Source organism: Agromyces lapidis (genome assembly GCF_009749405.1).
Lineage (GTDB): Bacteria > Actinomycetota > Actinomycetes > Actinomycetales > Microbacteriaceae > Agromyces > Agromyces lapidis.
In genome coordinates this window covers 564,379-588,918 of record NZ_WBIQ01000001.1, presented here as the reverse complement: position 1 = coordinate 588,918, position 24,540 = coordinate 564,379, and the positions used below count along the sequence as shown (strand labels likewise).

General features: G+C 71.7%; 21 protein-coding genes. 4 read left to right on the top strand and 17 right to left on the bottom strand.

Annotated elements, in window-relative coordinates; genetic code table 11:
* Window positions 1-33: 33 nt before the first annotated feature.
* Window positions 34-2,406 (bottom strand): heavy metal translocating P-type ATPase, encoded by a 2,373-nt coding sequence (locus GQQ93_RS02525; protein ID WP_157422626.1) that lies wholly within the window; start codon window positions 2,404-2,406, stop codon window positions 34-36.
* A gap of 54 nt (window positions 2,407-2,460) precedes the next feature.
* Between GQQ93_RS02525 and GQQ93_RS02520 the strand changes: the two genes are divergently transcribed.
* On the top strand, window positions 2,461-2,739 hold the full coding sequence (locus tag GQQ93_RS02520) for a metal-sensitive transcriptional regulator (RefSeq protein ID WP_157422625.1): 279 nt from the start codon (window positions 2,461-2,463) through the stop codon (window positions 2,737-2,739).
* Between the two features lie 10 nt (window positions 2,740-2,749).
* Here GQQ93_RS02520 and GQQ93_RS02515 read toward each other — a convergent pair whose 3' ends face one another.
* From GQQ93_RS02515 to GQQ93_RS02490, 6 genes are all read right to left on the bottom strand, one after another.
* Entirely contained in the window at window positions 2,750-3,730 is a 981-nt protein-coding gene (locus GQQ93_RS02515) for a glycerophosphodiester phosphodiesterase (protein ID WP_157422624.1), read from the bottom strand.
* Window positions 3,731-3,830: 100 nt separating this feature from the next.
* The gene (locus GQQ93_RS02510; RefSeq protein ID WP_157422623.1) at window positions 3,831-4,070 is read right to left on the bottom strand and encodes a hypothetical protein; all 240 of its coding nucleotides are present in this window, start codon (window positions 4,068-4,070) and stop codon (window positions 3,831-3,833) included.
* A gap of 40 nt (window positions 4,071-4,110) precedes the next feature.
* The gene (locus tag GQQ93_RS02505) at window positions 4,111-4,971 is read right to left on the bottom strand and encodes an aldehyde dehydrogenase family protein (RefSeq protein WP_157422622.1); all 861 of its coding nucleotides are present in this window, start codon (window positions 4,969-4,971) and stop codon (window positions 4,111-4,113) included.
* Complete coding sequence (locus GQQ93_RS02500) at window positions 4,968-6,533, bottom strand: aldehyde dehydrogenase family protein (protein ID WP_157422621.1); 1,566 nt, start codon at window positions 6,531-6,533, stop codon at window positions 4,968-4,970. The genes GQQ93_RS02505 and GQQ93_RS02500 overlap by 4 nt, the downstream gene beginning before the upstream one ends.
* A gap of 11 nt (window positions 6,534-6,544) precedes the next feature.
* The gene (gene deoC / locus GQQ93_RS02495; RefSeq protein ID WP_157422620.1) at window positions 6,545-7,567 is read right to left on the bottom strand and encodes a deoxyribose-phosphate aldolase; all 1,023 of its coding nucleotides are present in this window, start codon (window positions 7,565-7,567) and stop codon (window positions 6,545-6,547) included.
* 38 nt (window positions 7,568-7,605) lie between these two features.
* Window positions 7,606-8,550, bottom strand: coding sequence for a sugar-binding transcriptional regulator (locus GQQ93_RS02490; RefSeq protein WP_157422619.1), 945 nt, complete (start codon window positions 8,548-8,550; stop codon window positions 7,606-7,608).
* 119 nt (window positions 8,551-8,669) lie between these two features.
* Between GQQ93_RS02490 and GQQ93_RS02485 the strand changes: the two genes are divergently transcribed.
* Window positions 8,670-9,608 (top strand): ROK family protein, encoded by a 939-nt coding sequence (locus tag GQQ93_RS02485; RefSeq protein ID WP_157422618.1) that lies wholly within the window; start codon window positions 8,670-8,672, stop codon window positions 9,606-9,608.
* 35 nt (window positions 9,609-9,643) lie between these two features.
* On the opposite strand, the gene GQQ93_RS02480 is transcribed toward GQQ93_RS02485, so the two are convergent.
* The 5 genes from GQQ93_RS02480 to truB are packed head-to-tail and all read right to left on the bottom strand — an operon-like array spanning window position 9,644 to window position 13,578.
* A complete protein-coding gene (locus tag GQQ93_RS02480; RefSeq protein ID WP_157422617.1) occupies window positions 9,644-10,861 on the bottom strand; it encodes a CynX/NimT family MFS transporter in 1,218 nt (405 codons plus the stop codon).
* A gap of 35 nt (window positions 10,862-10,896) precedes the next feature.
* A complete protein-coding gene (locus GQQ93_RS02475) occupies window positions 10,897-11,829 on the bottom strand; it encodes a bifunctional riboflavin kinase/FAD synthetase (RefSeq protein ID WP_157422616.1) in 933 nt (310 codons plus the stop codon).
* Window positions 11,826-12,263, bottom strand: a complete 438-nt coding sequence (locus tag GQQ93_RS02470) for a hypothetical protein (RefSeq protein WP_157422615.1) — start codon at window positions 12,261-12,263, stop codon at window positions 11,826-11,828. The genes GQQ93_RS02475 and GQQ93_RS02470 overlap by 4 nt, the downstream gene beginning before the upstream one ends.
* Window positions 12,264-12,292: 29 nt before the next feature.
* Window positions 12,293-12,661, bottom strand: a complete 369-nt coding sequence (locus tag GQQ93_RS02465) for a hypothetical protein (protein ID WP_157422614.1) — start codon at window positions 12,659-12,661, stop codon at window positions 12,293-12,295.
* Window positions 12,658-13,578 carry a tRNA pseudouridine(55) synthase TruB gene (gene truB / locus GQQ93_RS02460; RefSeq protein ID WP_376863484.1) on the bottom strand — a complete coding sequence of 307 codons (921 nt, stop codon included), beginning with the start codon at window positions 13,576-13,578 and terminating at the stop codon, window positions 12,658-12,660. The genes GQQ93_RS02465 and truB overlap by 4 nt, the downstream gene beginning before the upstream one ends.
* Before the next feature lie 67 nt (window positions 13,579-13,645).
* Between truB and GQQ93_RS02455 the strand changes: the two genes are divergently transcribed.
* Window positions 13,646-14,641, top strand: a complete 996-nt coding sequence (locus GQQ93_RS02455) for a ketopantoate reductase family protein (RefSeq protein ID WP_157422612.1) — start codon at window positions 13,646-13,648, stop codon at window positions 14,639-14,641.
* Window positions 14,642-14,747: 106 nt separating this feature from the next.
* Here GQQ93_RS02455 and GQQ93_RS18010 read toward each other — a convergent pair whose 3' ends face one another.
* From GQQ93_RS18010 to GQQ93_RS02440, 3 genes are all read right to left on the bottom strand, one after another.
* Window positions 14,748-17,144, bottom strand: a complete 2,397-nt coding sequence (locus GQQ93_RS18010) for a hypothetical protein (protein WP_157422611.1) — start codon at window positions 17,142-17,144, stop codon at window positions 14,748-14,750.
* Window positions 17,145-17,557: 413 nt separating this feature from the next.
* Window positions 17,558-19,282: a hypothetical protein gene (locus tag GQQ93_RS02445; RefSeq protein ID WP_157422610.1), complete on the bottom strand. Its 1,725-nt coding sequence runs from the start codon at window positions 19,280-19,282 to the stop codon at window positions 17,558-17,560.
* A gap of 317 nt (window positions 19,283-19,599) precedes the next feature.
* On the bottom strand, window positions 19,600-20,187 hold the full coding sequence (locus GQQ93_RS02440) for a nucleoside/nucleotide kinase family protein (protein ID WP_157422609.1): 588 nt from the start codon (window positions 20,185-20,187) through the stop codon (window positions 19,600-19,602).
* Between the two features lie 47 nt (window positions 20,188-20,234).
* Between GQQ93_RS02440 and GQQ93_RS02435 the strand changes: the two genes are divergently transcribed.
* Window positions 20,235-21,122, top strand: a complete 888-nt coding sequence (locus GQQ93_RS02435) for an HhH-GPD family protein (RefSeq protein ID WP_157422608.1) — start codon at window positions 20,235-20,237, stop codon at window positions 21,120-21,122.
* 75 nt (window positions 21,123-21,197) lie between these two features.
* Here the strand turns inward: GQQ93_RS02435 and rbfA are convergent, their stop codons facing one another.
* Both rbfA and infB read right to left on the bottom strand, forming a co-directional pair.
* The gene (rbfA, locus tag GQQ93_RS02430; protein WP_157422607.1) at window positions 21,198-21,662 is read right to left on the bottom strand and encodes a 30S ribosome-binding factor RbfA; all 465 of its coding nucleotides are present in this window, start codon (window positions 21,660-21,662) and stop codon (window positions 21,198-21,200) included.
* A 57-nt stretch (window positions 21,663-21,719) separates the two neighbouring features.
* Entirely contained in the window at window positions 21,720-24,500 is a 2,781-nt protein-coding gene (gene infB / locus GQQ93_RS02425; RefSeq protein ID WP_157422606.1) for a translation initiation factor IF-2, read from the bottom strand.
* Between the last annotated feature and the right edge of the window lie 40 nt (window positions 24,501-24,540).

The following is a 24,540-nucleotide window of genomic DNA, read 5'->3' as shown; positions in this document are numbered from 1 at the left end:
TAGCCGCCGCCGCGCCCGTACGTCAGGTGATGCTCAGGCCCGACGCAGCCGCAGGCTGTTCAGCACCACGAAGATGCTCGAGAACGCCATCGCCGCGCCCGCGATCATCGGGTTCAGGAACCCGGCCGCCGCGAGCGGGATCGCCGCGACGTTGTACGCGAACGCCCAGAACAGGTTGCCCCGGATCGTGCCGAGCGTCGCGCGGGCGAGCGAGATCGCATCGGGGATCGCCCCGGGCTCGTCGCGCGTCAGCGCGAGGTCGCTCGCACTCGCCGCCGCGTCGGTGCCGCCGCCCATCGCGATGCCGAGGTCGGCCGCCGCGAGCGCGGCGGCGTCGTTCACGCCGTCGCCGACCATCGCGGTCTTGCGCCCGGCGGCCTGCAGCTCGGTGACGGCCGCGAGCTTGCCCTCGGGACTGACCTCGGCGTGCACGCGATCGATGCCGAGCTCGGCGGCGACGCGTTCGGCCGGGCGGCGGGCGTCGCCCGTGAGCAGGATGGGCTCGAGGCCCTGGGCGCGGAGCCGGTCGACCGCCTCGCGGGCACCCGGGCGGATCGAGTCGCCCACTTCGAGGAGGGCACGCACCTGGCCGTCCCATCCGACCCCGACGGCGGTCGCATCGGACGCCGCGACCCGTTCGGCGAGCGCCGCGGGCAGGGTCATGCCGAGCCCCTCGAGGAAGGCGGGCCGACCCACCGCGGCCCGGGCGCCGTCGACGGTCGCGGTGACGCCGAGCCCGGCGTGGGCGCGGAACTCCTGCGCCTCGGGCACGCTCACCCCGCGCTCGGCGGCGCCGTCGACGACGGCCCGTGCGATGGGATGCTCCGAGCGTCGCTCGAGCGCGGCGGCCACGCCGAGCGCGATGCTCGCGTCGGTGCCGGCCGTCGGGGTGACCTCGCCGAGGCGCATGCGTCCCGTCGTCAGCGTGCCGGTCTTGTCGAGCAGGATCGTGTCGATGCCCGCGGTGCGGTCGAGCGTCTCGGGCCCCGTGATCAGGATGCCGCGCTCGGCGCCGCGCCCCGTGCCGACGAGGATCGCCATCGGCGTCGCGAGCCCGAGGGCGCACGGGCAGGCGATCACGAGCACTGCGACGGCCGCAGTGATGGCCTGCTCGACGGGACTGCCGGTCGCGATCCAGACGATCGCGGTGCCGACGGCGATCGCGATGACGATCGGCACGAACACCGCCGAGATGCGGTCGGCGAGCCGCTGCGCACGCGACTTGCCGAGCTGCGCGTCCTCCACGAGGCGGGCGATCTGAGCGAGGCGGGTGTCGGCGCCGACGCGGGTCGCGGTGACGACGATGCTGCCGCCGTGCACGATGGTCGCCGCGGTGACGGCAGTGCCGGCCGCGACGTCGACGGGTGCGGGTTCACCGGTGAGCATCGACTCGTCGACGCTCGCCTCGCCGTCGGCGACCACGCCGTCGGCGGCGATCCGCTCGCCGGGGCGCACCACGAAGCGGTCGCCGGGGCGCAGCGCGCTGATCGGCACGCGCACCTCGGCGTCGGCAGCGTGCTCGGGCGTGCCGGCCGCGGCGCGCAGCACCGAGACCTCGCGGGGTGCGAGTTCGAGCAGGGTGCGCAGCGACTTGCCCGCCCGCCGCTTCGACTTCGCCTCGAGCACGCGGCCGAGCAGCAGGATCGTGATGACGCCCGCCGCGACCTCGAGGTAGATGTCGCCGCCCGGGGTTCCGCGCACGCCGAACGACCACTCGTGCGTCATGCCCGGCATGCCGGCGTGCCCGAAGAAGAGCGACCACAGCGACCAGGCGAAGGCGGTGAGGGTGCCGAGCGAGACGAGGGTGTCCATCGTGAGGGCGCCGTGCCTCAGGTTCTGCCAGGCCGCCCGGTGGAAGGGCCAGCCGCCCCACACGACGACCGGCGCCGCGAGCGTGAGCGAGAGCCACTGCCAGTACGTGAACTGGAACGCCGGGACCATGGCGATGACCACCACCGGCAGGGTGAGCACCGCCGAGACGATGAGCCGCGTCATGAGCGGGTCGGATGCCTCGCGGCCGTTGCCCGAGGCGCGGGCCCCTCCGGGCGCGAGCCCTCCGTCGGCAGCACTCGGCGACGCGCCGGGAACGACCCCCGCAGAGACGGCGGGTTCCGCGGAACTGCCGACGAACGGCACCGGCGCCGCGTGCGGGGCGGGCGCCGCGGCATCCGCCTGCTCGACGGGAGTGGCCGCGTAGCCGGCCTGCTTGACCGCCTCGACGAGCGCCTCGATCGAGGTGCTCGTCGGGAAGGTGACGCGGGCGCGTTCGGTGGCGAGGTTGACCGCGGCCTCGACGCCGTCGAGGCGGCCGAGGCGTTTCTCGACGCGGCCGACGCAGCTCGCGCACGTCATGCCCTCGATGTCGAGATCGATCGTGCGGAGGGGTGGCGTGTCGAGCGTCGTCATGCGTTCGAGAGTACCCCCTAGGGGTATTCGACGCAAACGGGGTATCCTGTGAGGGTGATCGAGGACATCAAGAAGCGCGCATTGCACCGCACGAAGATCATCGAGGGCCAGCTGCGCGGCATCGAGAAGATGATCGAGAACGAGGACTACTGCGTCGACATCATCACCCTGTCGCTCGCCGTGCAGAAGTCGCTCGGTTCGCTGAACAAGCTCCTCGTCGAGAACCACCTGCGCACGCACGTCTCGCACATGTACGAGCAGGGCGGCGAGCAGCGCGACGAGGCGGTCGCCGAGCTGGTGCGCATCTTCGAGCTGTCGAACAACCGCAGCTGACGCCCGGCGCTCAGGTGCCGGGCGAGGTCACCGCGAGCCATGCATCGAGTTCGCTCGGCTCGTCGGTGATGATGCCGTCGACGCCGAGCGCGTTCACCGTCTCCCAGTGCTCGTCGGAGTTGAGCGTGTAGCAGAGCACGGCGATGCCGGCCTCATGGGCGAGCACGAGCGCACCGGGCTGCGCGGTCACCGACTCGACCGTCGTGCCGAAGCCGATGAGCCCCAGTCGCTCGGCGAGCGGCACCGGGTCGGCCGGCAGCTCGCGGATGAGCATGATGCGCGGGAGCGTCGGCGCCACGGCCTGCAGCGACACGAGCGTCTCGAGGCTGAAGCTCTGCAGCACGACACGGCCCCGGAGGCCGTGCCGGTCGACGAGGTCGGTGACCTTCCGCACCTCCTCGCGCGTCCAGTCGGCCTTCAACTCGACGAGCGCGCGGGCCGAATCGCGCTCGGCGAGCGCCGTGAAGAACTCCTCGAGCGTCGGGATCGGGGTTCCCGCGAACTCGGGCGCGTACCAGGCTCCCGCGTCGAGCCGCCGCACCTCGGCGAGGTCGAGCTCTCCGATCGTGCGGACGTCGCCGGTCACGCGTTCGAGCGTGACGTCGTGGAACAGCACGGGCACCCCGTCGCGGGTGAGCTGCACGTCGGTCTCGACGAAGGCGAGCTCGTCCATCGCGAGCTCGAGCGACGGCATGGTGTTCTCGGGCGCCGTCGCGCGATCACCTCGGTGCCCCACGGTGAACGCCGGCTCACCGGGCTCGCGCAGCGCGCCGAACACGTCGATCGCGTAGACCGTGGGCGGAATCTGAACGACGAGGAGCGCCGTGGCGACGATCGCGACCGCGACGGCCGCGAACACCGCCCGCACCTCACGACGCGGCGGGTGGGTGAATGAGATGAGCGATCGGGATCGGGCGGTGGGCATGGGGGCGACGGCGCTGGGCCGCCGGCGCAGGGTCTCGGGGTCGACCATGCGGAAGGCGTGTTTCACGGGTTCGGGCCTTTCCACCGCCCGGGCCTCCTTGCCCGACCGGTGCACGCCACTCTAGCAACACCGTTACCGTTTCGTTACCGAATTTTCGCGGCGGGATTCAGCGCCGCTCGTTGCCCCGTCGGTAGTTGCCCGTCGCTCGCGCGAGCAGATGCTGCACCTGCTCGTCGCCGGCCTGCTGCAGGCTCGCGGCGAGCCGCGCCGCATCGCGGCCGCCGACCGTCGTCACGACGCGACCGCCGCGCGAGACGATCACCGCGCCGTCTTTCGCGATGCGGTAGTCGAAGGGGTCGGTGACGAGTCGCCCGCGCTCGTCGGAGGCACCGTTGCGTCCCGCCACCGCTCCCCTGCTCTCTGCTCGCGCCGTCGTGCGGATTCCGCTACCGCAGGCTCTTCGTGTGCCAGACGGTCTTCGTCTCGGTGAACGCCGAGATGCGCCCGAGCGCCGGCGCCGCGGCATCCTGGCCGTTCTCGGGGCGCAGCACCCGCTTCAGCGTGTCGGCCGCGTCGACCTCGAGCGAGATCCAGTCGAGCGCGCCCGCGCCGACGAGGTCGATCGCGTTCACGTCGGCGTGGCTCGCGAGCCACGGCGCGATCTCGGCGGGCGAACCGGTCAGCACGTTCACGACACCGCCCGGGACGTCGCTCGTCGCGAGCACCTCGGCGAGGCTGATCGCCGAGAGCGGGAAGCGCTCGCTCGCCACCACGACGACCGAGTTGCCGGCGACGAGCGCCGGAGCGACCGCCGAGACGAAGCCCAGGAGCGACGTGTCCTGCGGGGCGACGATCGCGACCACGCCGGTCGGCTCGGGCACCGAGATGTTGAAATACGGACCCGCCACCGGGTTGGCGTTGCCCGCGACCTGGGCGAACTTGTCGGCCCATCCGGCGTACCAGACCCAGCGGTCGATCGACTCGTCGACCTGCGCGGCGGCGACGGCCCGCGAGACGCCCTCCGACTCCTCGATCTCGGCGATGAACTGCGCCCGGCGCCCCTCGAGGAGCTCGGCGATGCGGTACAGCACCTGGCCGCGGTTGTACGCGGTCGCCCCAGCCCAGCCCGAGACCGCGGCGCGCGCGGCGACGACCGCGTCGCGCGCGTCCTTGCGGGAGGCCAGTGCGGCGTTCGCGAGGAAGCGGCCGTCGGGCGCCGCCACCTCGTAGGTGCGCCCCGACTCGCTGCGCGGGAACTTGCCGCCGATGTAGAGCTTGTAGGTCTTCGGCACGGCGAGGCGGGTCATCGCTTCGATCCCTTCGTGGTGGCCTTCTGCGTTCGACGGGGGCGCTTGGCGGCCGGCTCGGGCGCCGAGGCATCCGCCGTGATCGCCGGCTTCGTGGCGGAGCGTGCAACCGCCGCCTGACCGATGGGTGCGGGCGCGAGGTACGCGGCGAGCCCGTGGCGGCCGCCCTCGCGACCGTAGCCCGACTCCTTGTAGCCGCCGAACGGCGAGCTCGGGTCGAAACGGTTGAAGGTGTTCGCCCAGATCACGCCGGCGCGCAGCTGGTCGGCGACCGCGAGGATGCGGCTGCCCTTGTCGGTCCAGATGCCCGCCGAGAGGCCGTACGGCGTGTTGTTCGCCTTGGCGATCGCCTCCTGCGGCGTGCGGAAGGTGAGCACCGAGAGCACCGGGCCGAAGATCTCCTCGCGGGCGATGCGGTTCGAGGTCTGCACGCCCGTGAAGATCGTCGGCGCGTACCAGAACCCGTTCTCGGGGATCTCGCACGGCGCGCTCCAGCGCTCGGCGCCCTCGGCGACGCCGGCGTCGCTGAGCTCGCGGATGCGGTCGAGCTGCTCGCGCGAGTTGATGGCGCCGATGTCGGTGTTCTTGTCGAGCGGGTCGCCGAGGCGCAGCGTCGAGAGACGCGCCTTCAGGCGGTCGACGATCTCGTCGTGGATGTTCTCCTGCACGAGCAGGCGGCTGCCCGCGCAGCAGACGTGGCCCTGGTTGAAGAAGATGCCGTTGACGATGCCCTCGATCGCCTGGTCGACGGGTGCGTCGTCGAAGACGATGTTCGCCGCCTTGCCGCCGAGCTCGAGCGTGGCCTTCTTGTCGGTGCCGGCGATCTGCTTCGCGATCGCACGGCCCACCGCGGTCGAGCCCGTGAAGGCGACCTTGTCGACGCCCTCGTGCGAGACGAGCGCCGCCCCCGTGTCGCCGGCCCCCGTGATGATGTTCACGACTCCCGGGGGCAGCTCGGCCTGCTGCAGGATCTCGGCGAAGATGAGCGCCGTCAGCGGCGTCGTCTCTGCGGGCTTCAGCACGACGGTGTTGCCGGCCGCGAGCGCGGGGGCGATCTTCCACGCGAGCATGAGCAGCGGGAAGTTCCACGGGATCACCTGGGCGGCCACGCCGAGCGAGCGCGGGCTCGCACCGAGGCCGGCGTGGTCGAGCTTGTCGGCCCAGCCCGCGTAGTAGAAGAACCAAGCCGCGACGAGCGGCACGTCGACGTCGCGCGACTCCTTGATGGGCTTGCCGTTGTCGAGCGACTCGGCGACCGCGAGCTCGCGGGCGCGCTCCTGCACGAGCCGGGCGATGCGGAAGAGGTACTTTCCGCGATCGCGCCCGCTCATCTTCGACCACACGCGGTCGTAGGCGCGCCTGGCCGCGGCGACGGCGTCGGCCACATCGGCGTCGTTCGCGTTCGCGATCATCGCGATGCGCTCTTCACTGGCGGGCGAGATGGTCTGGAACGGGGTGCCGCGGCCGTCGACGAACTCGCCGTCGATGAAGAGGCCGTAGCTGTCGCGGAGCGAGAGGATCGCCCGCGACTCGGGGGCGGGTGCGTAGTCGAGGAAGCTCATGTCCAGTCCAGTCAGTCGATCGTCACGTAGTCGGCGCCCGAGTAGTGGCCGCTCGTCAGCTTCTGCCGCTGCAGCAGCACGTCGTTGAGGAGGCTCGAGGCGCCGAAGCGGAACAGGTGCGGCACGAGCCACTCCTCGCCGACCGTCTCGGCGACGGTGACGAGGTACTTGATCGCGTCCTTCGACGAGCGGATGCCTCCCGCCGGCTTCACGCCGACCTTGTGCCCCGTCAGCCGGTGCCAGTCGCGCACGACCTCGAGCATGAGCAGCGTCACGGGCAGGGTCGCCGCCGGCGACACCTTGCCGGTCGAGGTCTTGATGAAGTCGCCGCCCGCGAGGATCGACAGCCACGAGGCGCGGCGCACGTTGTCGTACGTCACGAGCTCGCCGGTCTCGAGGATCACCTTGAGGCTCGCGCTCGTGCCGTCGGGCCGGCGGCACGCCTCTTTCACGGCGACGATCTGGTCGAAGACCTCGCCGTAGCGCCCGGCGAGGAACGCACCGCGGTCGATGACCATGTCGATCTCGTCGGCGCCGGCTGCGACGGCCTCTGCCGTGTCGGCGAGCTTGATGGCCAGCGAGGAACGACCGCTCGGGAACGCGGTGGCGACCGCGGCGACCGAGATGAGGCCGTCGTCGGGGTCGCCGTGCGCGGCGCCCAGCGCCTCGACGGCGAACGGCACCATGTCGCCGTAGACGCACACGGCGGCGACGCGCGGCGTCGTCGGGTCGGCGGGGTCGGGGTTCAGGGCCTTCGCGACGAGCGAGCGCACCTTGCCCGGGGTGTCGGCGCCCTCGAGCGTCGTGAGGTCGATGAGCTCGATGATGCGGTCGAGCGCCCACGCCTTCGACGTCGTCTTGATCGAACGGGTGCCGAGGGCGGCGGCGCGCTGCTCGAGGCCGACGGCGTCGACCCCGGGGATGCCGTGGAGGTAGCGGCCGAGTGTCTGGTCGTCGGGCTCGCCGCCGAGCACGGCGAGCGCGCGCTCGCGCGCGGTGGCGAGGGCGGTGCCGGCGTTGACCGGTGCTGGCATGAGTGGACCTGGCTTTCGTGTGGTGGAGGGCGGCTCGATCAGCCGTCGAGGAGATGGAGGGCGGTGGACTCGTCGGTGACGAGCACCGTGCAGAGCCGGCTGCGCACGACCGCGTCGGCCACGGCGTGCTTGGCGGGGCCCGCGACGACGGCGATCGCGAGCGGTGAGCTGCGGATCTCGTCGAGGGTGAGCCCGACGGTGCGGGCGTCGAGGGCGGGGTCGACGATGTTGCCGTCGGAGTCGATGTAGCGCCCGACGACGTCGCCGACGGCGCCCTTGGCGACGAGGAGGTCGACGTCGCCCGGGGCGAGGTAGCCGCTCTCGACGTGCACCGAGTTGTGGTCGGCGGCGCCGGCGCTGAACAGGTAGGCCTCGGCCGACCGTGCGAGTTCGATGACGCCCGCGACGACGCGGTCGGACTCGATGGCGTGCTTCGTCTCGAGTCGCTCGAGGATGGCGGGGCTCGGCAGCAGGGTCGCCTGGCCGCCGCCCTTCTGGGAGATCGCGACGGCGGTCGCCGCCGCGGTGCCCGCGCGCCGGTTGAGACTCACGCCGCCGTTGATCTGCACCACGTTGACGCCGGTCGCCCAGCCGTTGCGCAGGTGCTGGGAGATGTCGAAGAGGGTGCGCCCCCAGCTCACCCCGAGCGTGCGCGGCACCGGGCGGAGCGCCGTCAGGTAGTCGGCTGCGGCCTGCGCGGTGCGCGCCTGCAGCTCTTCGGCCGACGAGACGCCCGCCGACGAGACCACGATGGCGTCGGTGAGCCCGCGCTCCTCGCGGAGCCGTCGCTCGATCGGCAGCCTGCGTGCGCGCGGGTGCAGGATCTCGATGCGGATGAACCCGCGGTGCTTGGCCTGCGCGAGCAGGCGCCCGACCTTCCACCGGGTGAGATTCAGCGCCTGGCCGATCTCGTCCTGGGTCTTGTTCTCCTCGTAGTAGAGCTCGGCCGCCCTGATGGAGAGGAGTTCGTCGATCTCGTCCATGCGCCTCCATCCGCCTCGACTTCCAGCGTAGGCAGGCCCGTGCTCATCGGCAACACTCGCAGGCGATCCTGCTCATATGAGCAAGGTGACGGCGGATGCCGCGCGCCTATGCTGGTGCAATGCCCACGCCCCTCGCGCTCGCCGTCGACTTCGGCGGCACCAAGGTCGAGGCCGCGCTCGTCGACGAGCACGGCACGCTCCTGCCCGGCTCCCGTCATCGCCGCCCGACCGGACCGACCGCGACCGCCGACGAGCTCGACCGCTCCGTGCGCGAGGTCGTCGAGGCCGCCCTCGCCGCCCTCCCGGCAGACGCCGAACTCGTCGGCGCGGGCATCGGCTCGGCCGGCCCGATCGAGGTGTCCATGGGGCGCGTCTCGCCGCTCAATGTGCCCGCCTGGCGCGAGCACCCCCTTCGGGATCGCATCATCGCGATCCTGCCCGAGACACCGGTGGTGCTGCGCATCGACGGCCTCTGCATCGCACTGGCGGAGCACTGGGTCGGCGCCGGGGCCGGTGCCCGCGGCGAGAATCTCCTCGGCATGGTCGTCTCGACGGGCGTCGGCGGGGGGCTCGTGATCGGCGGCCGCGCCGTCGCGAGTCCGACCGGCAACGGCGGCCACATCGGCCATGTCGAGGTCGGCGGCTACGACGACCCGTGCACCTGCGGCGGGCGCGGCTGCCTCGAGGCGATCGCCTCCGGCCCCCGCACGGTCGCATGGGCGCGCACGCAGGGCTTCGCGGGCACGACGGGAGAGGACCTCGCGCGTGCCCACGCCGCGGGCGATCCCGTCGCGCTCGCAGCGGTCGAGCGCGCCGGCACCGCGATCGGCCACGCCATCGCCTCGGCGACGAATCTGCTCGACCTCGACCTCGTCGCGATCGGCGGCGGGTTCTCCCGGGTCTCCCCCGTGCTCTTCGACCACGCCCGCACCGCGGTCGCCGAGCGCAGGGGCTTCGCCTTCGCGACCCGCGTCGAGATCGTCCCCTCCGCGCTCTCCGACGAGGGCCCCCTCATCGGTGCCGCGGCGCTCGTGCACCGCCCCGACCTCATCGTCTGACCGGCGCGAGCGCGCCGTCGGGCGTCACGCCCCGTTCAGCGACCTCGGCGGTCGTCCTCGACGAAGTGCGGCCGCGCCACGACGACCCCGGCGACCGCCGCGGGCAGCACCGACACCAGCATCAGCACGAGCGGGGCCGTCCACCCGCCGCTCACCTGGTGCAGCAGCCCGACCACGAGCGGCCCGGTCGCGGCGACCAGATAGCCCACCGACTGCACGAAGCCCGAGAGGGCGACCGCACCGGCGTGGGTGCGCGAACGCAGGTTGATGAGCACCAGCGTCAGCGGGAACACCAGCGGGCCCGTGCCGATGAGCGCCACCCACAGCCAGGTCGCGGACTGCGGGGCGAGCAGCAGCCCGAGGTAGCCGATGATGAACGACGCCACCGAGACGCCGACGAGCAGGCGGATGCGACCGTAGCGGGCGGCGATGATCGGCACCGCGAGCGCGGCGGGCAGCCCCATCGCGGCGTACAGCGACAGCAGCGCTCCCGCCTCGGCGGGCGTTGCGCCCGCGACGTCGTGCAACAACTGCGGCAACCAGGCGAACGCCACGTAGGCGTTGAAGCTCGAGACGGTGAACACCACCGTGAGCGCCCAGGCGAGCGGCGAACGCACCATCTGCGCGAACCCGCCGGCGCCCGGCTCCTCGGGCGCCGTCTCGGGCGACTCGCGCTTCGGGTGCACGAGCAGCGCGATCCACGGCACGAGCGAGGCGGCCGCGACGATCGCCCACTCGCCGAGCGAGACCCGCCAGCCGGCGGCCTCCGCAACCGGAACCGCGATGAGCGGCGGGATGAAGGTGCTCACCGACATCGCCGACACGTAGACGGTCGTCACGAGCCCGATGCGATCGGGGAAGTAGCGCTTCACGAGCGGCGGCAGCAGCACGTTGCCCACCCCGATCGCCGCGAATGCGAGCGCACTCGCCGCGACGAGGGCGAGCGCCGAGTTCGCGAGGCCGCGACCGGCGAGGCCGACCGTGAGCACGGCGAGCGCCCCGACGAGCGTCCGTTCCAGACCGAGGCGCTTCGCGAGGCGCGGGGTCGCGATGCCGCACACGGCGTAGCAGAGCAGCGGCAGCATGCCGAGGAGGCCCACCACGACCGGCCCGAGCGCGACCTCCTCCTGGAGCAGTCCGAGGATCGGCGAGAGCGAGGCGACCGCCGTGCGCAGGTTGAACGCGACGAGCACGATGCCGACGAGCGCGAGGGTTCGGCCCGCCCACAGGGGACGGGGCGGCAGTCGGGTCACTCTCTCGAGTCTAGGTCGCTTCGAGCGACGCGCGTTCAGAGCCCGAGGATGCCACGGGTGCGCTCGACGTCGTCGCGGATCGTGTCGATGAGCGCGGGGATCGAGGTGAACGCCACCATGCCGCGGATACGGTCGACGAACTCGACGTCGACGACGTGGTCGTAGAGGTCGAGCTCGCGGTCGAGCACGTACGCCTCGACCTGCTTCTTGGGCACGCCCTCGAACGTCGGGTTGTCGCCGACCGAGATCGCCGCCGGGTACCGCGTGCCCGCGTCGGTGAGCCAGCCCGCGTACACGCCGTCGGCCGGGATGAGCCCCTCGGACTCGGGCGTCAGGTTCGCCGTCGGGAATCCCAGCTCGCGCCCGCGGGCCGCACCGTGCACCACGATGCCCGACACGGTCGGCGTATGACCGAGCAGTCGGGTGGCCCGCCGCACGTCGCCCTCGGCGAGGAGCTCGCGCACCCAGGTCGACGACACGCGGCGCTCCCCCTCGGGGGCGACGTCGTCGACCACCTCGACGGTGAAGCCGAAGCGAGCGCCGAGGTCGATGAGCAGCGCCACGTCGCCGGCGCCGCGTGCGCCGTAACGGAAGTCGCTGCCGACGAGCACCGCCTTCGCCTGCAGCGTGTCGACGAGCACCCGTTCGACGAACTCCGTCGCCGGCACCGAGGCGAGGGCACGATCGAACGGCAGCAGCACCGTGGCATCCAGCCCCGTCGTCGCGAGCAGCTCGAGCTTCTGGCGCACGCTCACGAGTGACTCGGGGCACTTGTCGGGCGCGAGGAGTGCGAGCGGATTGCGGTCGAACGTCACGACCGTCGTCGCGAGATGCTCGGCATCGGCGATCTCACGGAGACGGGCGATCACCTCGCGGTGCCCGCGGTGCACGCCGTCGAACTTGCCGATCGTGACCGCAGAGGGCCCGAACCCCTCGGGGACGGCGCCGAGGCCCTTGTACGTCTTCATTCGGCGCCCGCCGTCGGCCGGTGCTTCGCGAGCCACCACATGCCGAGCACGGGCAGCACGAGCGGAATGAACAGGTACCCGCGACCGAACCACGACCACACCGTGTCGTGCGGGAACAGCGCCGGGTCGACGATGCTCAGCGTGCCCACGACGATGACGCCGGTGAACTCGAATGCGATCGTCGCCCAGGCGACCCGATACCAGACCACGCCCGGCCGGACGAGGGCGATCGTCGCGACGACGTAGACGACGGCGGCGAGCGCCGACAACGCGTAGGCGAGTGGCGCCTCTTCGTACTTCGACACGATCTGCACGAAGGAGCGGCCGAGTGCCGCGAGCGCCAGCACGCCGTATACGGCGACGAGTACGCGCCCGATGCCGCTCATCGTCGTCGGCGTTCGGGTCTCCGGCGGGGCGCTCTGCAGGCTTTCCATGTCGTTCGATTCTCTCAGAAGTGCGGCGCTCAGACCGACTGCACGGTCCAGATCTGCAGCATCCGGTACACCATCACGCCGACCGAGAGCGCGGCGACGCCGAGCACGACGGTCGACCAGCGATTGCGTTCGAGCAGCGCCCAGAACGCGGCGGCCGGCGGCAGCAGCGCCGCGGAGACGAGATAGACCCAGAATTCGAGCGCGCTGCCCGTCGGCGAGTTGCCGAACGCGGGCGCGGCGATCGCGATCACGATCTGCACGAGGATGAGGAGCTCGACGACGGCGAGCGCGCCGAGCGTGAGGTCGCTCGGCACCCTTCCGGCGAAGCCGAGCACGAGGCAGAGCAGGCCGGCCGTGACGGCGACCGCGAGCTGCACCCAGGCGAACCACTCGATCATGCTCCGACCTCCTGCGGGAACCCCGTGACGACCTTCCATTGCCCACCGCGCCGCTCGACGATCGCGACGAGTCGCTCGCCCGGCGCGACGGCCGCGAAGGGTTCGCCGCGACGATCGGCGGATGCCTCGTCGCCGGCGCCGCTCACGGCCACGCGCTTGCCGTGCCCGAGGTCGACGGCCTCGGCCGCGGTGAACTCGACGACCGGCAGCGCCCGCCGCGCGGCGGCGGTCGGGCTCATCATCGATGCGGCGACGTCGAACCCCTCGAGCTCGCCGGCCTCGTCGACGTCGAAGCGCCCGATGCGGCTGCGCCGGAGCGCGGTCAGGTGCCCGCCCGTGCCGAGCGCCGCGCCGAGATCCCGTGCGAGCGCGCGGATGTAGGTGCCCGAGGAGCACTCGACGCGCACGTCGAGGTCGAGGCATCCCTCGCCTGCCCGCACCGCGAGCAGTTCGTAGGCCGAGACCGTGACCCGGCGCGGCGCGATCTCGACGGCTTCGCCGTCGCGCACCCGTTGGTAGGCCCGCTTGCCGTCGATCTTCACCGCGCTCACCGCACTCGGAACCTGCTCGATCGCGCCGGTGAAGGCGAGCATCGCCTCGCGCAGCGTCGCCTCGCCCTGGGCGAGGGCGGCCGCCGTCATCTCGGGGGTTGCGGGCAGCGCCTCCCCCTCGGCGTCGTCGGTCGTCGTGCCCCACCCGAGGCGGATCGTCGCGAAGTACTCCTTGTCGAGCCCGACGAGATAGTGCAGGAGGCGCGTGGCGTTGCCGACGCCGAGCACGAGCAGGCCGGTCGCCATCGGATCGAGCGTGCCGGCATGGCCGATCTTGCGCGTTCCGGCGAGGCGGCGCATGCGCGCGACGACGTCGTGGCTCGTGATCCCCTGCGGCTTGTCGACGAGAAGGATGCCGCTGTTCACGCCGTACAGGCTAACAGTCGCGGCGCCAGGGGCCGGTGCACCCCTGGCGCGGCCCTACGCTGGAGCGGTGAGGATCGGCATCATCGGCGCCGGGGCGCTGGGCGGAACGTTCGCGGCGCTGCTGGCGCGCGCGGGGCACGAGATCGAGGTCACCGCTCGCGGCGCGGGCCTGGCGGCGATCAGGGCCGACGGCATCCGCCTGAGCGGCGGCTACGGCGAGGCCCACGCGCGGGTCGCGGCGGGCGAGCTGCTCACCGTCCGCCCCGAGCTCGCGCTCGTCTGCACGAAGGCGCAGGACGCCGAGGCGGCCCTCACCGCGAACCTCGAGCTCCTCGACGGGGTACCGCTCGTCATCGTGCAGAACGGCCTCGACGGCGTCGCGACCGCCGAGCGCATCGTGCCCGGGTCGAGCGCGGTCGGGCTGCTCTCGATCATCGCGGCGAACTACACCGAGCCCGGAGTCGTGCGGGTGACGACGCCCGCGACGAGCTATCTCGGCCGCGGCGACGGCGCCCCAGACGCCGAGTCGATCCGCCTCGCGGCGATCCTCTCGGAGGCCGTGCCGGTCGTCGCGATCCCGGGCTTCCGCGGCGCCCAGTGGACGAAGCTCATCGTGAACATGCTGAACGCCGTGCCCGCCGTCGTCGGCTGGAGCGTGCAGGACGTCATTCGCGACCGTCGGCTGCGTCGCGTCGTGGCGGCGTCGATGCGGGAGGCCGTGCGCACCGGCATCGCCCGCGGGGTGCGCTTCGGCGCCCTGCAGGGTCTCGGCGACCGGCGGCTCCGGCTCTTCGCGCGGCTTCCGCTCGCACTCGGCCAGGTGCTCCCCTGGCTCATGGGGGTGCGGATGGGCGGGGTGCCGAACCTCGGCTCGACGCAGCAGAGCCTGCGCCGCGGGCAGCCCACCGAGATCGACTTCCTGAACGGCGCCGTCGTGCGCGAGGCCGAGCTCGCCGGGCTCGACGCCCCGGTCAGTCGCGCGCTCACCGCGCTCGTGCACGAGGTCGAGGCGAGCGGCGCCCCGCTCGCACCCGAGCGGGTGCTCGCGGCCGTTCGCGTCTGATTCGGATGCCGCGCGCCCCGCGCCGCGCCGCCGGCGCGCGGTCGTCGCGGCGACGGCACCGACGACGAAGGGGGCCCGGCGAACCGGACCCCCCTCGTGTGCTGCGTCAGGACTGCTTGCGACGCAGGCGTGCGATCACGAGGAACGCGATGCCCGCGAGGACCACGACGCCCGCGACGATCGCGATCGTGGTGCCGGCGAAGCCGGTCGAGGCGAGTCCGTCACCGGCCGGCGTCGACGGCGTGTCGCCGTTGCCGCCGGGCTCGCCCGGGGTCTCGGGCGTCGGCGGTGCCGCGATGCAGTCGGGCGTGGCCGGCGGGTAGGCCAGCTCGACCGCGAGCTCGGGGTTCACCACGAACGTCGCGCTCGTGAGGTTGCGGGTCCAGGCGAAGTTGTCGTCGGTCTGCACCCAGGTACCGTCGCCGAGCTGCTTCCAACCCGGCCATCCGGTCGCGTTGCCCTCCTCGTCGACGGAAGCACCGGGCCAGAGGACCCGGCCCTCGAGCACGCCGTCCTCGCCGACCGTGCCGAGCTCGATCGTCTCGGTGTGCTCGCCGTCGCTCAGGACGAGCGAGACCTCGCGGCTCGTCGACTGGGCGTCGGGATCGGTCAGGACGACCTTGTACGAGATCCACGGCGCGTCTGCCTCGCAGACGCCGGTCGCGACCGAGCCTTCGAGCACGGGTGCGATGCAGGGCTCGTCGTCGAGGGTGTAGGTCCACACGACGACCGGGCCCTGGGGGAAGGTGTTGCCGGGGGCTGCCGTCGCCGTGACCGTGACGACGCCGTCCTTCTCGCTCTGCGCCCAGGTGACGAGATCGGTGTCGCCGGGGTGGCTGACCTTCTCGTTGTCGGGGCCGCAGACGTCGGAGAGCGTCGGCTCACCCGTGAGCTCGATCACGCAGGGAAGGTCGTCGATCGTGAAGGTCCACGTCGCCTGCGCACCCTCGGGGAAGACCGAGCCCTCGAGCGCGGTCGCCGTGACCGTGATGACGCCGTCTTCCTCGATCCACTCCCAATCGATCGTGTCGGTGTCGTCGGGGAGGGTGAGCTTCTCGTTGTCGGGGCCGCAGGTGTCTTCGAACCTCGGTTCACCCTCGACCTCGACGACGCAGGGCTCGTCGTCGATCGTGTAGGTCCACTCGGTCTGGGCGTCCTTCGGGAAGGCGAAGCCCTTCTGCGGGGTCGCCGTGACCGTGATCACGCCGCCGACCTCGTTCTGCTCCCAGTCGATGAACTTCGTGTCGTCGGGGACGGTGAGCTTCTCGTTGTCGACGCCGCAGGTGTCGGAGAAGGTGGGAGCGCCGACGACCTCGACGATGCAGTCGCTGTCGTCGATCGTGAAGGTCCACTCGGTCTGCGCGTCCTTCGGGAAGACGTAGTCCTTCTTCGCCGTGGCGGTGACGGTGATGACGCCGTTCGACTCGCTGTGGTTCCAGTCGACGAAGTCGGTGTCAGCGGGGACGGTCAGCTTCTCGTTGTCGACGCCGCAGGTGTCGGAGAAGGTCGGCTCGCCGCCGACCGGCACCTCGGTGGGCGGGCACGGGGCGTCGTCGATCGTGAAGGTCCACTCGGTCTTCGCGCCCGGCTTGAAGACGTAGCCCGTGTTCGCCGTCGCCGTGACGGTGATCACGCCGTTCTGCTCGCGCTTCTCCCAGTCGATGAACTTCGTGTCGGCCGGAACAGTGAGCTTCTCGTTGTCGGGGCCGCAGGTGTCGGCGAAGCTCGGCGCGCCCTCGACCTCGATCTCGGTGGGCCCCGGCTTCGTGCAGTCGCCGGTCGTCAGCAGGCTCTGGTCCCCCTGCGCGGGAACTGTGATGAGCTGACCGTTCTTGCCGGGCTTCTTATAGGTGAACTCGGGGTAGATGTCGCCGCGTTTCTGGTGGTCGATGTGCCCGGCGTTCAGGAACGCGCTGACCGACGTGGTGAGTCGGACGTACGGGTTCGTGGCGCTGCCCGTGGCGTGGCAGAAGGTGATCTTCTTGACCGTCGTCTCATTGCCGCAGTCGCCATTCAGGCCCTCGATGCGCCCATCGGAACCCTTCTTGTTGTTCCTGTCCCAGCTCGTGAAGGCATAGACCCAGGGGCCGTTGCCCACTGTGTCGCCCGGCAGGCTTTCGGTGCCGAGCTCGAGGGTCGCGTTGCCCGTGGAGCTGAGGGGGCCACGATCCATGCCGTCGGCACTCTTCGGCGTGCCCTCGAATCTCGAGCCGCCGACCTCCCACATCGTCGTACCGGTCTTTCCCGTCGGCACGTTCGAGAGCTTCAGCGTGTAAGTGACGTCATACTCGCCCGTCTCGACGTTGCACACCGCGGAGGCCTTGAGGTCGCCCGTGTGCGCCGAGGCCGGAGCCGCGACGCCGACGAGGGCGAGACCGCCGCCGAGCACGAGGGCGGTGACCGCCGCCGCGAGACGGCGGAGCGGGGTCGAAATCGATGATCGGCTGCGCGGACGGGCATCGCCGTGGGCAGCGTGCGCCAGGCCGGCGCGGGGCTTGCTCATTCGGGTTCTCTCCAGAGATCGGCCCGGCACGGCGGCGGAACGGAGAACTCGAACGCACGGCGAAGGCGTGCATGATCGCAGGGCTTCGCCGGGGCGCTCGACCCCGCCTCCCGGGTGCGTGGTACGCACCTGGGTGGCCGGGTCGAGCGCACACAGCGGCGATCGCCACGGACGGGTGTCCGTGACGATCATCTTCGGGTTTCGGGTGGTGCGGGTGTTGCTTCGGGTTCCGCTACTGCCGGGGGCTTTGGCAATGTCCCCCATTATGTCCTCGAAATGGGGGACTTGTCAGCCCCTTTTCGCGACGAGGTACCAGATGTCCCCCGAAATGGGGGACAAATCTCCCTTTTCGAGCCGATGGAGCCCGGAGCACGAGAGGGGCCCGGTGGACCGGGCCCCTCTCGCGTGCTGCGTCAGGACTGCGTGCGGCGCAGGCGCGCGATCACGAGGAACGCGATGCCCGCGAGAACCACGACCCCCGCGACGATCGCGATCGTCGCGCCGGCGAAGCCGGTGTGCGCGAGCCCGTCACCGGCGCCGGCCGGCGCCGACGGCGACTCGCCGTCGCCACCGCCGGGCTCGCCCGGGGTCTCGGGCACGGGCGGCGCCGCGACGCAGTCGGGCGTGGCCGGCGGGTACGCCAGCTCGACCCCGACCTCGGGGTTCACCACGAACTTCGCACTCGTGAGGTCACGGGTCCAGGCGAAGTTCTCGTCGGTCTCGACCCACGTGCCGTCGTCGAGCTGCTTCCATCCGGGCCAGGCGATGGCATTGCCCTCGTCGTCGACCGCGGCGCCGGGCCAGAGCACTTCGCCCTCGACCACGCCCTCGTCGTTCAGCGTGCCGAGCGCGATCGTCTCGGTGTGCTCGCCGTCGCTCAGCACGAGCGAGACCTCGCGCGACACGACGATGCCGTCGGGGTCGGTGAGCGTGACGTGGAAGTAGATCCACGGCGCGTTCGCCACGCAGACGCCGGCGGCGATGCTGCCGTCGAGCGTCGGCTGCGCGAGCTCGGTGGGCTTCAGGCCGAAGGTGTACTCGACGCAGCCGAGGGCGATCTTCGTGATGACGCCGTCGCCGTGCACGCCCGAGCCGAGCGAGTAGCCGATCGCCTCGACGATCGCCTCGGGGAACGCTTCGACCCATTCCGCGGCCGTGCCGAACCACTCGGATCCGTTGCCGCCGCCCGTGTTCGGGGCGCCGTCCTTGAGCGCCGGTGCCGAGCCGCCGCTCAGCCACCAGTTCTCGCCGTAGACGGCCTCGCCGACGAGGATGCCGTCGCCCGTGCCGTCACCGTCGACGTCGACGACGAGCTGGAGGCCCGGCTCGGGACCGGTCGTCGCCGTGTAGTCGAGCGCGTCGGCAATCGAGGTGACGCCGACCCCGCTCAGCGGGAAGTTGGTGTCGTAGTAGCCGGCGGCCTTGTCGGTCGAGCTCGTTCCCTCAGTCCAGACACGGAGACCGTTCGCGACGATCTCGTTGTGGCCGGTCGCGCGGGTCTGGCCGAGGTCCCACTTCGAGAGATCGGTCGAGCGGTTCGTCGAGAACGTCTCGCACTGCGCGAGCGGCGGAGTCTCGCACTCCTCGTCGGTGAAGACGTGCGAGAACTCGACGGTCGACCCGCCGCCGACGAAGGTCTTCCCGTTCTGCGCCGTCGCCGTGACCGTCTCACGGCCCTCCGCGTCGCGGCCGCTGCTCGTCCAGGCGACGTCGGCGGTGACGGGCAACACGTAGCCGTCGCCCTCCACGCCGCACTCGTCGACCCAGGCGGGCTCGGCCGGGATCGGCAGCCCTTCGGGGTCCTCGGGGTCGTTCGGCACGTCGACGTAGCTCACCGAGTAGTGGCTCACCGAGTCCTTCGTCGGGTGGTCGATCACGACGGTCGCCTGCGGCGGCTGCACGGGGACGAAGTGCTTCGTCGTGCCGGCCTTGACGCAGTAGCCGTCGATGAGCCGACCCTCGGGCGCGGTCACCGTCACGGTGGCCGGGCCGCCCGTCGTATCGATCTTGCCGGAGTCGAGCGGTTCGCAGACGAACGACGGCTGCGTCGCCTGGGCGGGCAGCACGCCGGCGCCGAGCGTCAGCGCGAGCGCGCCGACGACGGTCGCCGCGACGCGGAGTGCACGGGTGGTCCTCATCGGGTGGGTCTCCTGGAGTCGGCCCGGTCGAGGAGGCGCCCGCGCGCTCGCGCACACGCGAACAGCGACGACTCGCCGCGGCTCGAGCGATGCTCGAACAGGGCGCCGTCGTGCGTCGTCGATCGGCGCAGGCGGGTGTTCCGCGTCGATCGACTTCGGGATGTCCGGTGGTGCTGAGTGGTGCGTCGGGTATCACTGCTGCCGGGGGCTGGCAATCAGCCAATTATGGAGAACGATCGCACCCCTGATCGGCCGATTCCGTCGATCGGGGTACAAAATGACCCCCGGAATGGGGAATCCGACCGGGGTACAGACGCCTACGTTCGGCGCGGTGCCGAGGAATTCTCGAGGTCCACGACCACGTCGGCCGCCCGTCGCGGGTCGCGCTCCGCGTACGCGAGGCGGTCGGCCGGATCGACGGGCTCGCCGTCGATCGCGATGCGGAAGTCCCAGAGCTCGTCGAGACGCTCGCGGAGCACGAACCGCCCGTCGAGCACGAGGATCGCGTCCGCGGGGCCCGTGATCCACTTGGGCTCGACCCACGCGTCGCGCGCCGGGTCGAACACCCGCGTGACGAACGCGGTCGAGCCGCCGAGCCGGAAGGGCTCGACGAGCACCCGCCGCAGCGCCGACTCGTCGAAGCCGTAGCGGTAGTACCGATCGGCGGTGTCGTCGCCGAACACGGCCTGCGCCGCCCGGGAGCGGTGGAAGTCCTCCATGCTCGCCCGGAACACGGTGTGCCCCGCCTCCTCGAGCACCGCGGCGAGATCGTCGGCGAACGCCGTCTTGCCGCTCTGCAGCGGACCGTCGACCGCGACGATCATGCGCCCGCGCCCGGAGTGCGCGATGATCTCGCCCGAGAGCTCACGGAGGAAGGTGACCCGGGGCGTCGTGACGAGGCGCATGCTGCGAGCATAACCCCGCGACATCCGCCGCGGCCTAGGCTGGTCGGATGCCTCGACCGGCCGCTCCCGACCTCGCCCCCGCCGTCAACGAATGGTTCGCGGATGCTGCGCGGCCGCTGCCATGGCGTGCCGCCGAGGTCTCGCCGTGGGCGGTGCTCGTGAGCGAGTTCATGCTGCAGCAGACGCAGGTCGATCGGGTGCTCCCGCGGTGGGAGGCCTGGATCCGCCGATGGCCGACGCCGGCGAGCCTGGCCGCCGAGCCCGCCGCCGAAGCGGTGCGCGCCTGGGACCGGCTCGGCTACCCGCGCCGTGCGCTCTGGTTGCATCGCGCCGCCGTCGAGATCGTCGAACGGCACGGCGGCGAGGTCCCGCGCGGAGTCGACGAGCTGCTCGCCCTGCAGGGGGTCGGCCCCTACACCGCGCGAGCCGTCGCGGCCTTCGCCTTCGGCGTACGGGTGCCCGTCGTCGACACCAACACGCGGCGGGTCATCGCCCGGGCGGTCGACGGCAACGCCGAGCCCGCTCCCCCGTCGACCGCCAGGGACCTGGCCGCGATGTCCGCGCTTCTTCCCGAGTCTCCGCACGAGGCGCGCGCGTTCAACGCCGCCGCGATGGAGCTCGGAGCGACCGTCTGCACGGCGCGCGCCCCTCAGTGCGGAGTGTGCCCGGTCAGCGATCGCTGCGCCTGGCTCCGCGCGGGCTCCCCGGCCTACGACGGGCCGCGCAAGCCGAAGCAGGCCCGCTTCGCGGGCTCCGACCGGCAGGTCCGCGGCCTCGTCATGCGCGAGCTCCGAGCGGCGCACCGACCCGTGACCCGCGCCGAGATCATGGGCATCTGGGCCGATGCCGTGCAGCTCGAACGCGCGATCTCCGGGCTCATCGCCGACGGCCTCGCGGTCGAGACCGGCGAGGGAATGACACTGCCCGAGGCCTGACGGCCCCGGGCAGTGGTGCGTCGACGTCTTCGGTCGATGCGGAGTGGGAATCGCGTCGCGAGACCGCTCGCGAACTCAGCGGACCTCGACGTCGTCGAGATCGTCTTCGTCGTCGTCGAGCTCGCGCGGCTTCACGTACGGGTCGGGATCGCCCGCGTACTCGGCGTTCGCCGCCTGCGCGAGCATCTCCTCGTCGCGCGTGCGGGCCTCACGCAGCAGATCGGCGATGTGCTGCGCGTTCTCGGGCACCGCGTCGGCGATGAACTCGAGGCTCGGCGTGAGCCGAGCCGTGATGTTGCGGCCGACCTCGCTGCGAAGCATCCCGGTCGCGGCCTTCAGCGCGAGCGCCGAATCGCGGCGCTCCTCGTCGGTGCCGTAGACCGTGTAGAAGATGCTCGCGTGCTGGAGGTCGCCCGTGACGCGCACGTCGGTGATCGTCACGAAGCCGAGACGAGGGTCGCGAAGACCCTTGTCGAGGCGCCGGGCGACGATCTCCTTGATTCGGTCGGCCATCTTCCTGGCGCGTGCCGGATCAGCCATGGTTGGTCTCTCCTTCCGAGCGAAGCCCGGGGCGGCGAGCCGCCCCGGGCCGTTCGGTTACGCGCGAGGCTTCTCGCGCATCTCGATGGTCTCGATCTCGTCGCCGACCTGGATGTCGTTGAACTTGCCGAGGCCGATGCCCGCCTCGAAGTCCGTACGGACCTCGGTGACGTCGTCCTTGAAGCGGCGCAGCGACTCGATCGCGAGGTTGTCGCCGACGACGACGCCATCGCGGATGACGCGGGCCTTGGCGTTGCGCGTGATCGTTCCCGACCGCACGATGACACCGGCGATGTTGCCGAACTTCGAGGAGCGGAACACCTCGCGGATCTCGGCGACGCCCGACTGGACCTCTTCGTATTCGGGCTTGAGCATGCCCTTCAGCGAGTCCTCGATCTCGTCGATCGCGTTGTAGATCACCGAGTAGAAGCGGATGTCGACGCCCTCACGAGCGGCGCGTTCGCGCGCCTTCGTGTCGGGGCGCACGTTGAACCCGACGATGATCGCGTTGTCGATCGTCGCGAGGTTGACGTCGCTCTCGGTGATGGCGCCCACACCGCGGTGCAGGATGCGCAGCTGCACCGAGTCGTCGACCTCGATCTTCATGAGCGACTCTTCGAGCGCCTCGACGGCACCCGACACGTCACCCTTGATGATGAGGTTGAGCGACTCGACCTTGCCCTCTTCGAGTGCACGCGTGAAGTCCTCGAGCGAGATGCGCTTGCGGGCCTTGGCCAGCTGCGCGTTGCGCTCGGCGGCTTCGCGCTTCTCGGCGATCTGACGCGCGGTGCGGTCCTCGTCGGTGACGAGGAAGGTGTCGCCGGCGCGGGGCACGGACGAGAGACCCTGCACCTGCACGGGGCGCGACGGCGTCGCGGCGACCACGGGGTCGCCGTTCTCGTCGACCATCGCACGCACGCGGCCGTAGGCGGTGCCTGCGACGATCGCGTCGCCGACCTTCAGCGTGCCCGACTGGATGAGCACGGTCGCAACCGCACCGCGTCCCTTGTCGAGCTTCGCCTCGATGGCGACACCGCGGGCGTCCTTGTTCGGGTTCGCGCGCAGGTCGAGCCCGGCGTCGGCGGTGAGGAGCACTGCGTCGAGCAGGTCCTGGATGCCGATGTTCTCGCGAGCCGACACGTCGACGAACATGACGTCGCCGCCGTACTCCTCGGCGACGAGGCCGAACTCGGTGAGCTGCTGGCGCACCTTGGCCGGGTTCGCGTCGGGCTTGTCGATCTTGTTGACCGCGACCACGATCGGCACGTTCGCCGACTGCGCGTGGTTCAGCGCCTCGACCGTCTGCGGCATGATGCCGTCGTCGGCCGCGACCACGAGGATCGCGATGTCGGTGACCTGCGCACCACGAGCACGCATGGCGGTGAACGCCTCGTGACCCGGGGTGTCGATGAAGGTGATGGCACGCTCGATGCCCTCGTGCTCGGTGTGCACCTGGTAGGCACCGATGTGCTGCGTGATGCCACCGGCTTCGCCCGCGACGACGTTCGCGTTGCGGATCGCGTCGAGGAGTCGGGTCTTACCGTGGTCGACGTGGCCCATGACGGTGACCACGGGCGGACGCTGCTCGAGCACATCGTCGCCCTCGTCCTCGAGTTCGGCATCGAGGTCGATGTCGAAGCCCTCGAGGAGCTCGCGGTCCTCGTCTTCGGGCGAGACGACCTGGATCTTGTAGCCGAGCTCGGCGCCGAGCACCTCGAACGTGGCCTCGTCGAGCGACTCGGTCGCGGTCGCCATCTCACCGAGGTGGAACAGCACCGTGACGAGCGAACCGGGGTTCGCGTCGATCTTGTCGGCGAAGTCGGAGATCGAGGAGCCGCGACGCAGTCGGATGACGGTGTTGCCGTCGCCGCGGGGAACGCTCACGCCGCCGAGCGACGGGGCCTCCCGCATCTCGAATTCGGCCCGCTTCGTCCGCTTCGACTTGCGCGCCTTCGACTTGCCGCCACCGCGACCGAAGGCACCGGCGGTGCCGCCGCCCGGGCCGCGGCCACGACCGCCGCCGCCCGCGGGACGCGGGCCGCCGAAGCCGGTGCCGGGTGCGCCACCGGGGCGCTGGAAGCCACCGCCGCCGCCGGGACGCGCACCTGCGCCGCCGCCTGCACCGCCGGGGCGCTGGAAGCCGCCGCCGGGGCGACCGCCGGCACCGGCCGGACGCGGGGCGCCGGGACGCGGCGAACCGGGACGCGGAGCCTGCGGGCGCGGGATGTTGCCGGGGCTCGGGCGCTGGCCCATGCCCTGCGAGCTCGAGAACGGGTTGTTGCCCGGGCGCGGCTGGGCCGGGCGCGAGCCCATGCCCTGCGAGCTCGAGAACGGGTTGTTGCCGGGACGGGGCGCACCGGGCTTCGGAGCCGGACGCGGCACAGCGCCACCGGGCTTCGGAGCGGATGCACCGGGCTTGACGGCGTCGCTGGCGGCGGGCGCCTCTGCTGCCTGCTCGGCGGCCTTCTCAGCGGCGACCTGCGCCGCCTTCTCCTCCGCCTGCGCCTGGCGCTCGGCGACGGTGAGCGGCGCGTCGACCGGGGCCGCAGGAGCGGCCGGGGCCGCCGCCGGGGCGGGCTCCGCGACCGGCTTGGGCGCCGGCTTGGGGCCGGGCTTCGCACCGGGCTTCGCCGGTGCGGCGGGGGTCGCCGCGGGTGCGGCCTGCGCGGCGGCGCCGGCGGCCTCGAGCGCCGCCTTCAGGCGACGTGCGACGGGGGGTTCGATGGACGACGAGGGTCCCTTGACGTACTCGCCCATCTCCTTGAGCTTCTCAAGGGCGATCTTGCTGTCGACACCGAGTTCGGATGCGATCTCGTGTACGCGTGGTTTGGCAGCCACTTCTCTCCTGTTCCGGGCCTGCGCCCGGACAGGGGCAGAC